Below are 11,905 nucleotides of genomic sequence, written 5' to 3'. Positions count from 1 at the left end.
ACTCTTGAATTTGACTCTGGCAAGCAGTTAATTTTCAGTTTGCTCTGTAGTCGATTGACCAGCAGGATATAACTGACTAATTAATGCCTGGACAAGCACTTGTGGATCGTCTGTTTCAACGGCAAGCTGTTGAGCAATTTGCTGACGTAAATTTTCATCCTCCTGCAACATCACAAACAACTGTTCTAGGGTGACAGTTTGGTATTCTCCCTCTGGAAGGTTCTCTGGTGCATCTGCTGACTCTGATACTGGGGCAACTACCTCAGATGGCAAAGGAGTGCTAAAAGCATCTGGCCCTTCGTATTCCCAAACTGGTTCGCCTTCATTGCGTGTCAACAACTGCATCCCGATATTATAGGCAACATCTCCAATTTCTCCGATGTTCAACTCACCCAATTGCACTAACCGCGCAGCCATTTCATTATTGGGTGTAGGAGATGCTAGCAATCTGTCGCCAAAGCGCCCCAACCACTCAACCCACTCTTGAGTTGTGATGCGATGTTCGATATTATGCAGCCACTTCTGTGCCCATGCTTCTCCTCGTGCTTGATGTACTCCTTGCAACAGTTCGTTGAAGAGAAATTCCAGATCCGTATCGCTCAAGGGTGGTGCTGGTTCTTTTTGGACATTTCCCCTAGATTTTGAGGTATTCTGTTTTCCACCAAACAAGCTCTGAAAAAGCTTTTTGAGCCATTGAAATAGCCGCTTGAGCATCTGCTGCACCATCGAGTTTTACTTTATCTATAAAATTGTAGCGATCGCACTGGACTATGGCGTTAGTTCAGTCAATAAAACGTATAGTCATTGGTCATTCGTCATTGGGCATTGGGCATTAGTCATTGGGAACTTATTAATTCTTCTCCCTCTGCCTCCCCACTCCTTTATAAGAACAAATGTACTAAATGATATGCTATAATTCCGATACATTGATGTTGAAATCATAGTAGAGGATAAGCTCTGGTTACTTGCTTTCCTGAGTGCCAAAATTCACGGCATTAGTTGAGTGCAAGGGCTATGGCAACATCGATCAACAAAGCAGGTACGAGAGTTTAAAATAATTGAATCCTAAACTCGACTCGGTGCTACTAATCAACATTGAAAGGCATTGAAGTCTATTTTTCCATGTCTTACGAACCCCTGCACCACAAATATCGCCCCAAAAGTTTTGCTGAACTGGTGGGTCAAGAGGCGATCGCGACCACCCTCACGAACGCGATCGGCACATCTAAAATCGCCCCCGCCTATTTATTCACTGGGCCAAGAGGTACGGGGAAAACTTCTAGTGCCCGGATTCTGGCTAAATCCCTCAATTGTCTAAAAGGTGATCAGCCCACTGCTGAACCCTGCGGTGTATGTGAGGTTTGTCAGGGAATCACCAAGGGCTACGCCTTAGATGTAATTGAAATAGACGCTGCCAGTAATACTGGTGTCGATAATATCCGCGAGTTGATTGAAAAAGCCCAGTTTGCTCCTGTGCAGTGTCGCTACAAGGTTTATGTAATCGATGAATGCCACATGCTCAGTACCCAGGCATTCAATGCGCTACTAAAGACCCTAGAGGAACCACCGAGACACGTAGTTTTTGTGTTGGCGACAACAGATCCGCAACGGGTGTTACCAACAATTATTTCGCGCTGTCAAAGGTTTGATTTTAGACGCATTCAGTTAGAGGCGATGGTGAAGCATTTAAGTGCGATCGCATCTATAGAAAACATTCATATTTCACATGATGCTGTCACCCTGGTAGCCCAACTTTCTCAGGGGGGATTACGGGATGCCGAAAGTCTACTCGATCAATTGGGCTTGTTAGCGGGTGAAGTCACACCAGAGCGAGTTTGGGATTTGGTGGGAACGGTAAGCGAACAGGATTTGTTAGCGCTTTTAAATGCGATCGCTCAAGATAAACCGGAAGCAGTTCTAGACTGTACTCACTACATTCTAGATCGTGGTCGAGAACCCCTAACTATTCTGCAAAATCTCGCTGCTTTTTACCGCGATTTACTCATAGCGAAAACAGCACCCAACCGCCACGATTTGGTTGCTTGTACTCAGCAAACTTGGACAGCGCTGGTTGAGTTTGCTCAATACTTCGATATCAGCACGATTTTGGCGGGACAGCAACACCTGCGAACATCAGAAGTACAAATTAAAAATACCACCCAGCCGCGTTTGTGGTTGGAAGTAACATTACTAGGATTGTTACCTAGTGCGACAAATATTCAGCCACAAGCCCCAAGTGTCGCACCGCGAGTTAATACACCTGCTGTATCTCCAAGTTATCCTCCAGCAGTTGCCCAAAATCACCCAGTCTCTTCTGTACCTTTAGCTGAACCGCAAACAAATCATAATTCTGCATCTGCCAATCATCAAACGGCTGCCCAAACTCAGCTCGTCACTTCATCTCCCCCAGTTGAACAGCAAACAAATCACAATTCTGTTGCTAAATCAGTTTCAGCACCAACTCCAGAACCTGTTGCTGTTCCTGTTCCAGCTGCGAACATTGAACCAGTAACTTCAGAAGTTGTTGGCGAAGCAGAATATGACTTAACTCAGATTTGGCAACAAGTGCTTGCCAACCTCCAGCCAAAATCAAGGCAAGAAATGCTGCGTCAAATGAGCCAACTCATAGATTTTGACGGTGTTGTGGCTCGAATTGCGATTAAACAGGCATGGTATGACAAGGGTAAATCTTATCTACCGATGATTACGGCAGCTTTCCAGCAGACTTTCCAGCGTGAAATCCAGATAAATATAGAAAAAGGAATTTCTTCAAACTCTACCTCAGCTAAAAAAAATCCTCCGCCAAAAGACTCTACTCGCGTTCAGCAACCACCAACTCCCAGTTACAACCAGCAAATTTCGTCTCCAGCGCCAGCACCACAGCCAACTAATCCATCACCAGCAACAGAAAAAAGCGAGTTGGCAGCAAGAAATGGCAATGGTGTAAATGGAAATAGGGCAAATGGAAATGGCGTAAATGGAAATGGGGCAAATGGAAATGGTGTAAATGGAAATGGGATAAATGGAAACGGGATGCAAACTGTGCCTCCACCCCCAAAACAAACACCCGCACCTGATTGGGAAGTTGATGAAGTAGCGATCGCAGCTCAACGTGTAGCAGAATTTTTCAACGGACAAATTATCCGTTTTGCAGATGATTTCCCAGAATTCTCTGATTCCATAACTACACCAGAATGGGTAGAGGAAGCAGAAGTTGATGATGAATAAAAAATGCAAAATTATTTTTGGTAATTTTGCATTTTGAATTTTGAATTTTAAATTTTGAATTCCCCAAAGGGGCTATTCCCCATGCCCAGTATGCAAAGTTTTCACCCATTTCAGGCGCTTTGGTCTTACCGACATTCGAGCAGTAGTACTGCTCATGACGACTAACCAGTGCAACATATATAAACTGCCGCGCAGGGTTTGCACCAGCATTATAAAATATGTAGAAAGTGGGAATTTTTGATCTTGACGTACCCGCTTCAGACCTGTAAACATCCCTACCATCGACATAGAAATAGACAAACCAGTGATCGGACTTAACATTGGTGGACGATGACGAGCGATCGCCATTAATAAATCTGGGACTGCTGCTGTTGGCAAGATATACATAATCAGCATAAAAATCAGCAAATCCCAGCTTTTACGCGTTCCCATGCGGTTTTTGAGAATTAAATCCCAATAATCCAAATAGCGCTGATAACCGCCTTCTGCCCAACGGTTGCGCTGATGCCAGAGTGAAACTGCACTTGTCACTCCTTCTTCTTGCACCGCTGGATGGAAAACACACTCAATATCCCATTTATCCAAATGTAAACGGATTGTCAAATCCAAATCATCGGTAATGGTTTCTTCATTCCAGCCACCACAGCTTTCCAAGGCTGAACGCCGGACAAATTGACCATTGCCCCGCAGTTCGCCAATGCCACCAAGGGCAGTCCGCTGTTGCTGGAACCAGGTATCAAGTGCCATTTCTGCCATTTGACCCTTAGTCCAAAAGTTGTCTTTAGCGTTGGCGATCGCTTTTCGCACCTGCACCGCCCCCACGTTTTCTCTTTGAAATAAAGGTATTACCTGTTGCAGCAAGTCTGGTGTGACTTGGGCATCAGCATCAAATACTGCTATAATGTCGCCCTTTGTCAGCGGCAACACCTGATTCAACGCCCCCGATTTGCCACCAGTAGCTTCTGCTGAACGCCTTAGTACTTTCAGTTGGTCGTGTTTCTGTTCGAGTTCCGTTAATAAATGTGGCGTGCTATCACTGCTGTGATCGTCAATTATCCAAATTTCGTACTGCCCACCTGGATATTCCAGATTACAAAGATTTTTGACTAATTTAGCAATTACCGCTTCCTCATTTTTCGCAGCTACTAGCACAGAAACAGAAGGTAAATCTCCCTGTATTTCTTTTGGATAGCGACGGGATTTAGTAAACACTACCACCAAAGCATGAAATCCTAGAATGGTGGTCAGTCCTAGAATAAAAATGGAAGCCCAAGAAACTAAATGTAGAGCGATCGTGCCACTCCAGACGATAGTCAAGACTAGAGCTGCTTTGCCTCTACGACCTTGAAACCGGGATGGTAGAGACATAGAATCTGTCTCTAACACTGACTCCTCATCTACTGATAGGTCAGACAACAAGGAGTTGAGCGGATCAAGCTCTTGATAAGAATCTTCTTCGGGCCAGGAATTCGCTGGCATAGGTTAGGTTGCTTGATTCAAAAACCACTATTTGTCTACAGTTAGTAATTTTACGGACAAATATCCCTAAGCTACTTTTCCCGATATTAATCGGAATGGGCAAACTGCAATACCCGCTATCCCTAAGCCAAAAGCCGCTGGGACTACCTTTGTTGTCACCGTCACTGTGCGTAATTACCTCATATTAACCGCGTTTACTACTCTTAGACAGAAGCTTGATTCCTTTGATAGCCAGTTGGGCAGGAAGCTTGTAGAGTCGGACTTTCTCCCATGAGAACTCCGGTTTGGGTAAAGTAATAGCAAGGTAGCAGCAGCTTTTTGTTGGGAAAAACTGCAATAACGGCATCCACCACTTTACAGTAGACATTTTTAGTGTTAACGTTCCCAGATTCGATAACAGTTAATGCAGCATTATTGTAACCGAAATTTTAATATTTCTTAGTAGTAACTTCATTTATTAAGCATGGGGCATTGGTATTGGGATTAGGGAAAGGTGATAGGTGATAGGGAATAATCTGTACCCTGTAACCTATACCCTATTCCCTTCTTCACTGACCACTATGTGCTTTAGACACATCTTTTGGGAATACTACTAACATCCACTAATATCCCCAGTTGCTAACTAACTTGAGGAATATTTAACTATGTCTATTGAGCAACTCCAGCCTGCAACTCAACAACAAGCCAGTGTTTACTTACCTTATGTTCAGGGCGCTAGGCGCAATTTCTTACCCTATGCCATCAGTCTTTATCAAAAAGGGGTTTTGGAGGGACATCGAAAGATCGAAGCCAGCGAACATGTCCCCTTTGTCGCTTCCTGGAATGTTGCTACTTTACCCTCAGACTTAACCCGTTGCCGAATTCAGTTTGATGGCAATGCTGACCTGAGTTATGAACTGATGATGGCTAGTTTCGAGTTTATTAATTTTTTAATTGAACTGATGGACAACTATAAACGTTATCGCGTAACCGATTTTTCACAACCGTTTTACCGCAAGCTACTGCGTATAGATGATTGATTCAACTCAGCCGGATGTGCAAAAGTCCGGCTTATTTTAAATTGATAGATAAATAAGTTCGTAGTAAGGGCTTTAGTCCTTATTTTCTAAGATTATTTGCTCACAAGGCACTGATTTTTACAATTCAGCTTTAGCCTTGTGAGCTTTCTTACAACAACCTTTCAGTTTTAAAATGTCTTCCTAAGTCCGCTGTCTTTTCTTCTTTTCAGAACGATACCAAAACTAGCAACCATCAGAGTTCCGAGAAGGCTAGCGGGTTCTGGAATAGAAGTTTCATTTATAGGTACTTTGATTCTTAGATTTGCCAAGCTAGCGTTAGTTATGGTCAAGGATGTTACGCTTGGCAAACCTGGGATATCGGACTGGAAATCAAAGACTGTGGGAGTTAAATTCCCATTGGGATTACTATATCGTTCCCCATATCCACTCACTTCAAAAGTACCTTGATACTTCTTTCCGGTGCCTGGGTCGGTGACAGTACCAGTGTAGAAAGCTTTTGTGAGATTAAATTCATCTTGAACTACTCCTTGAAATGTGGTTCCTGGCAATTGTCCCTGGTAGAGGAAGGCAGTCAACTGACCACCAGAAAGCACCGGCGATGTCAGAACACTATTAAAGGAGACAATGGGAATACCTTTAAAGTCAACAAAGTAATGCAGACTTCCATCAGAGCGTGTTTCTACCTTTAAATAGTCTGACTGGTATACAGGAACATAATTAGGATTATTATTAGTACCTAAGTTCCGGTAATAAGTTCCAGTTTCATCCGTATCAATACGAGTAGTACTATTATTGAAATTGGGATTATTTCTGGGAAGTTCGATAGTTCCTGATAGTGTGCCAGTGCTTTGAATTGTGATGAATTGAGCAGCAATTGCACTTGCTCCACTGATAGCGATCGCTACTGCTGCGAGACAACTGCTGCTAACAACTGCAAAACCTAACTTAATCCCTGATGAACTCACTTTCATTAACAAATTTTTCCTTTAATTGCCGATGGTAAACACACGTAATCTACTGAGATTCATTGCAAATCTTTCTCAAGCATGATTTTATTATTCCCAAGCTGGTGATGGAAGTTTCATCGGCAATAAAAAGTCTTGTCAATTGCTGCTTTTATACTTTCATTTGCGAAATATGTTAGAGACAATTACCTCATTAATCAATTTTAATTTCGTTATTTGATGAAAATTTTTATATTAAACTACAACGCGATCGCGTCCTTTTCTTTTGGCTTGATAGAGTGCTTCTTCAGCTGCATTAACTAAAGTAGCAGGTTCAATTCCTATTACCGGAATCACGCTAGCTATCCCTAGACTCACAGTTAAAACAGCAGCAGGTAAACCACCAATGTTAGGATACTCACATTTAATACCCAAAGCTTTTACTTGCTCTCGAATATATTCAGCAATGTCCATTGCAGCAGTCACATCTATTTGAGCAAGAATGGCGAATTCTTCACCACCATAACGAGCTACTAACACTCTGTTGCTTTCGTCTCGAAAATCTCCTTTTTGGGAACTTACAAAAGCACTACCAGTTGAATGATTCATATTCCTACTGGATAAGAAAGTGCTATTACTTAGTGAGTGCTTGATGCAGTTACAGATAGTATTAGCGATTTGTCTTAAACACTCATCTCCTGCCGAGCTACCATAAGTTTTATTATAAATTTTAAAATAATCGATATCGCACAAAATTATTGATACTGGAGTGTTTTCACGAGTGGAATTTTGCCACTCAATTTGCAGGTAGGTTTGAAAGTAGCGGCGATTTCCTAATTGAGTTAGTTCATCTAAGCTAGAGAGGAAGAGAAACTGTTGATTTTCTTGCCTCAACCGTTCAACATGAGTATTGTTGAAATGCTCACTTTTTTTGAGATATTGTCGGAAATATAACCGATATAATTCACACGCAGGAGTACTGCGATCGCCTTCTAAATTAATTAGCCCTAGACTCTGTAATTTATATGCCAATCTTGGCTCTAATTTCACATAATTTGTAGTATTAATCACTTCATAAAAAGCATCTACCAATTCTGGCTCATCTCGTAGTGCTAACACATACTGCCTTAAATACTCGTTATAGATTCCGGCATCTGTAGATGCTTGTTGTAATAACTGCCCTAAATCCCCTTTGAATCCACCTTTACCTACAAGCTGATACAATGCCAATCGCACTAAATAAGGGTTTCCTCCCACCATTGCCATCAAACTATCGGCATCTTTATCATCTGTCCAATCCAACCCGTGACGTTGTGCTAAATCTTCCACCTGCTCTTTCGTAAAGGGAGGTAAATTAATTGTCAAACCAATATTAAATGGCGATTGAGTCAGTTTTATGGGAACAAGAATTTCTGTTGAATAAACCAAAACCAGACGTAATTTTTGCCAAATTTCTACCCTTTTAGCTTGTTCATGCCACGATCGCACTAATGGTAGCAATTCTCCAGCAATTTCCTGATACTCAAATACCCAATCCACCTCATTTAATATTAAAACCAGGGGACTTGAGAGCGCAGACAATAAATATTTTTGGAAATAGATAGAGCAGCTGACTTTGCTACCCATATCTTCATCCCAATAATCATTAAGTTTTGGTTCTAGCTGTAACTCCCGACTAACATTGGCACAGAACCAGCGCAAAAATTTATCCAAACTGGCAAATACTGCTTTGTCTGCTTGCTGAAAGTCCAAAGTTACGGTGCGAAAGCCTTGCTTGTTAGCGTGTGCAAGCAAGCGCAAAACCAGAGAGCTTTTCCCCATCTTTTTGGGTGCTTTGATGCAAATTACACTCCCAGGTTCAGCTATTTCTGCGTAAGCGAGTTCTTCAATTGGTGGGCGAGGGATGTAAAATCTGGAATTAAGCGATACTGGCCCACTAGGAAATTCTAAGGATATCGCCGTGGCGGCTCGGTTGAATTCCTTAATTAACTGCTGATACGCTTCGCTAAGATGGTGATTTTCTAGAGTCTGGCGAAAGTTGGATTTATGTATTGGTTCTTTGCAAAAATTACTCAGTACTTGCCATAAATGAGCAGCAATTTTCTTGACACGTTCCTCGCCGTAGTGTACCTCATCGGCTATATTGGTGTAGGTTTTTCCTTCCCACGAAGAACGCAATATCAACTCTTGGAGCGTCGTTAAACCGGTTGCTTGACTGGCTTTTAGTAGCAATACTAGTTCATCTATAGTCATTACTCATTGACTCTAATTCAGTATGATATTTTCTTCACACCATTCAGCTTTGGAAGTCAATGTAGACTGCCTTGTATGCATAGCAGCCAGTCCTGACTAAAAAAGCTACAAAAAAGCCTTGACAATTTTTTGCATCCTTAAATTATTTGACATGATTTAATCATAGAATTTTTTTTACAAATTTTTTGGGGTTTTTAGGTAATTCTATGTGACTTGAACTACTTTTTTAAGACATATCTTAGAATGTAGATGCACACAACGTAGCGATTTTTTCTAAAAGATTGCTATGGCGATCGCAACAGAGGTTACACTCGTACGTTTACCTTTTTATAAATTCCATCCCAATTTATGATGTGGGCTGATATATCCGTAACGTACAGCAGATTTCAAGTTGATGAGGTACACAAGCTAAATCTGTTATCCAGGTATAAAGTCTGTTTTACTTCTGAATTCTGCTGTACGTTACAGCCTAATAAACCAACTAGGCGGATTTGTCCATAACTGAATCGTCAGGGTGCTAAGACAGCGTAGAGAGAGAGCTACAGAATATCTTCCTCATCGTACCAGCAGCTATGCATATCCAAGAACCCGCTACCCATGAATCAGAAACTCCACTTTCAGTACAAGATTCTCAGAATTTCCCAGAAGCCAAAGACTTATCTCCAGAAAATTTAGATACTTGCCAATGCTCACAAGCCGTCTTACAAATGGCATTAATCACTAGTGGCTTGGGGTTGTGGGATTGGAATCTGGTAACTGACAAAACCTATTACGATCCCCAGTGGAAGAGCATCCTGGGATATAAAGTAGACGAAATCGACAACGATTATAAATCCTTTGAACAACTTGTACATCCACAGGATTTACCAAGAATTCGCCAGGTATTGCACGATTATCTCCAAGGATGCATACCTGTGTTTGAAGTCGAATTGCGAATGTTGACTAAATCCGGGGAGTGGAAGTGGATTTTGACTTGTGGCAAAGTATTTCAACGGGATAAATTCGGTAAGCCAGTGCGGATGGTGGGAACGCACAAGGATATTACTCAAGAAAAGGCGATGTCTACGACGGGCTGCGCCTACGCTACTCAACAATACCAACTATTTGAACAACTCCAAACAGAAATTGCTCAACGCCAGTTTACCGAGGACCAAGTTAGGGAAAAATCAGAGCAACTAGAAATTACCCTTGATGAACTCAAATATACCCAAAACCAGTTATTGCAGAACCAGAAAATGGCTAATCTCGGTCAACTGGTGGCGGATATGGCTAACGAAATTAACAACCCCGTTAGCTTTATCTACGGCAATCTCCATCCTGCTAGTAAATATGCTGAAGATTTAATCAGAATTATTGAACTTTACCAATATTACTATCCCACGCCTACCCCAGTTATTGCCTTACATTTGCAACACCTTGACCTTGGTTTTGTGAAGACAGACTTTTTAAAATTACTGTGGTCAATGCGAGCCGGTTCTGAGCGCGTTCAAGAAATTGTTTTTGCCTTGCAGAATTTTTCCACCTCTGACGAAGGTCAAATGAAAAAGGTTGACTTGCATGAAGGATTTGATAGTGTTCTCAGGATTTTGCAGCATCGTCTCAAAGAAAAACCTGATAGAGCAGAGATTAAAGTAATTAAAACCTTTGGTGAATTACCTTTAATTGAGTGTTATCCTGGTGAACTAAATCAGGTATTCATGAACATCTTAACTAATGCTATTGATGCCTTAGAAGAGAGGATGAAGCATGATGATTCTTTTACTCCAAAAATCCTGATTCATACAGAAGTTGTTAGCAGTCATTTATCATTGGTCAATAATCATGAACCTTGGGTAAATGACAAACTACTAGGGAAAAAACACAAAGTTATCATTCGTATTTTTGACAATGGCAAAGGTATACTTCCCCATATCCAAAGACATATATTTGAACCGTTTTTTACAACTAAGCCAGTAGGCAAAAGTCAAGGACTAGGGCTATCAATTAGTCGGCAAATTATAGTTGAAAAACATCAAGGTAAACTTAAGTGTAATTCTCAATTAGGTCAAGGGACAGAGTTGATCATTGAGATGAATACAACAGCAAGACACTATGCCGCGATTAGAAAACACGCCAGCTTTTAGGTAATGAACTTTGGGGAGGAGATATTAATTTTTGCAAGTCGATGCATTAACAAGGCGGCATTCGCAATGCAAGTCGATGCATTAACAAGGCGGCATTCGCAATGCAAGTCGATGTATTAACAAGGCGGCCGCTATATTCACATATCTGATACTAATTCAATTAATGATTGCAACACATCCTTGGGTAAAGACGCGATTCATCGCGTCTCTACAAATGGTTTTTTTAAAATGCCTTGTAAAACGGCTTTGGTCTGCACAACCATTTTCCATTCGTTGTCCCAGCACATATTGATAGGGCGCTACACCCATTAGGCAAGAGACGGCGATTTATCGCATCTTTGCGATCTAGAAATTTCATCAAACTGAAGTGTGTTGAGGCCTTCAAAGCTGGTGAGGGTTTGAGTATCATCTTTATAGCTATAGACAGGATTTAGTTGAATAGATGTAGTTTGAAGTTCTTGCGCTCCAAGCTTTTGCAGTACATCAACTACCGCTGTTGAACGTTGAGCAACTTGTTCTTGAACTTCGGTTGCAGTTTTTCCCTCTACTTTAATCCCCAATTGCACCTCAGTTAAAGTGGTTGCAACACTGACCTCTCCTTTACCAGTAACTTCCAATATCTGAGGAGTTTTGGGAGCGGTGCTACCAATGAGGGAATCGGCGATCGCAAGACCCGGATTTCTCACACCGATGAGATTATCAGTAGCTGTGAGAGTCCCTGCTGAATTTGGAGAATAACTGATATCTAGAGAAACACTAGCTTCTATCGTTTGAAGAGCAACAATTATAGTCGTATCTCGACACTAGACCTCTTGCAAAAGTCGGTCAGGCAAATTCGGTTTGGAGGAGATGAAGCTCG

8 protein-coding genes are annotated in these 11,905 nt (G+C 41.7%); 3 read left to right on the top strand and 5 right to left on the bottom strand.

All coding sequences use genetic code 11. The features are described from left to right. Window positions 1-27: 27 nt before the first annotated feature. Window positions 28-726, bottom strand: coding sequence for a hypothetical protein (locus HWQ42_RS19720; RefSeq protein WP_292815257.1), 699 nt, complete (start codon window positions 724-726; stop codon window positions 28-30). Between the two features lie 396 nt (window positions 727-1,122). Here HWQ42_RS19720 and HWQ42_RS19715 point away from each other — a divergent pair, with 396 nt between their 5' ends. Beyond that, on the top strand, window positions 1,123-3,228 hold the full coding sequence (locus HWQ42_RS19715; protein ID WP_292815254.1) for a DNA polymerase III subunit gamma/tau: 2,106 nt from the start codon (window positions 1,123-1,125) through the stop codon (window positions 3,226-3,228). A gap of 72 nt (window positions 3,229-3,300) precedes the next feature. On the opposite strand, the gene HWQ42_RS19710 is transcribed toward HWQ42_RS19715, so the two are convergent. Further along, window positions 3,301-4,707, bottom strand: a complete 1,407-nt coding sequence (locus HWQ42_RS19710) for a glycosyltransferase family 2 protein (RefSeq protein WP_292729592.1) — start codon at window positions 4,705-4,707, stop codon at window positions 3,301-3,303. 644 nt (window positions 4,708-5,351) lie between these two features. On the opposite strand from HWQ42_RS19710, the gene ebsA reads away from it, so the two are divergent. Then, the gene (ebsA, locus tag HWQ42_RS19705; RefSeq protein WP_104905290.1) at window positions 5,352-5,726 is read left to right on the top strand and encodes a type IV pilus biogenesis protein EbsA; all 375 of its coding nucleotides are present in this window, start codon (window positions 5,352-5,354) and stop codon (window positions 5,724-5,726) included. A gap of 167 nt (window positions 5,727-5,893) precedes the next feature. Here the strand turns inward: ebsA and HWQ42_RS19700 are convergent, their stop codons facing one another. Together HWQ42_RS19700 and HWQ42_RS19695 are read right to left on the bottom strand one after the other, a co-directional pair. Then, window positions 5,894-6,697 (bottom strand): PEP-CTERM sorting domain-containing protein, encoded by an 804-nt coding sequence (locus HWQ42_RS19700; protein ID WP_292815251.1) that lies wholly within the window; start codon window positions 6,695-6,697, stop codon window positions 5,894-5,896. Window positions 6,698-6,925: 228 nt separating this feature from the next. Further along, window positions 6,926-8,923: an AAA-like domain-containing protein gene (locus HWQ42_RS19695; RefSeq protein ID WP_292815248.1), complete on the bottom strand. Its 1,998-nt coding sequence runs from the start codon at window positions 8,921-8,923 to the stop codon at window positions 6,926-6,928. Between the two features lie 572 nt (window positions 8,924-9,495). Between HWQ42_RS19695 and HWQ42_RS19690 the strand changes: the two genes are divergently transcribed. Next, window positions 9,496-11,046 (top strand): PAS domain-containing sensor histidine kinase, encoded by a 1,551-nt coding sequence (locus HWQ42_RS19690; protein WP_292815246.1) that lies wholly within the window; start codon window positions 9,496-9,498, stop codon window positions 11,044-11,046. 308 nt (window positions 11,047-11,354) lie between these two features. Here HWQ42_RS19690 and HWQ42_RS19685 read toward each other — a convergent pair whose 3' ends face one another. Next, window positions 11,355-11,732: an SIMPL domain-containing protein gene (locus tag HWQ42_RS19685; RefSeq protein WP_292815244.1), complete on the bottom strand. Its 378-nt coding sequence runs from the start codon at window positions 11,730-11,732 to the stop codon at window positions 11,355-11,357. Window positions 11,733-11,905: the final 173 nt, after the last annotated feature.

Source organism: Nostoc sp. JL23, from assembly GCF_017115065.1.
In the GTDB taxonomy this organism is placed as follows: Bacteria; Cyanobacteriota; Cyanobacteriia; order Cyanobacteriales; family Nostocaceae; genus Nostoc; species Nostoc punctiforme_A.
Note: the sequence above shows the minus strand (reverse complement) of the source record. Positions and strands in the feature narration are given on the sequence as shown.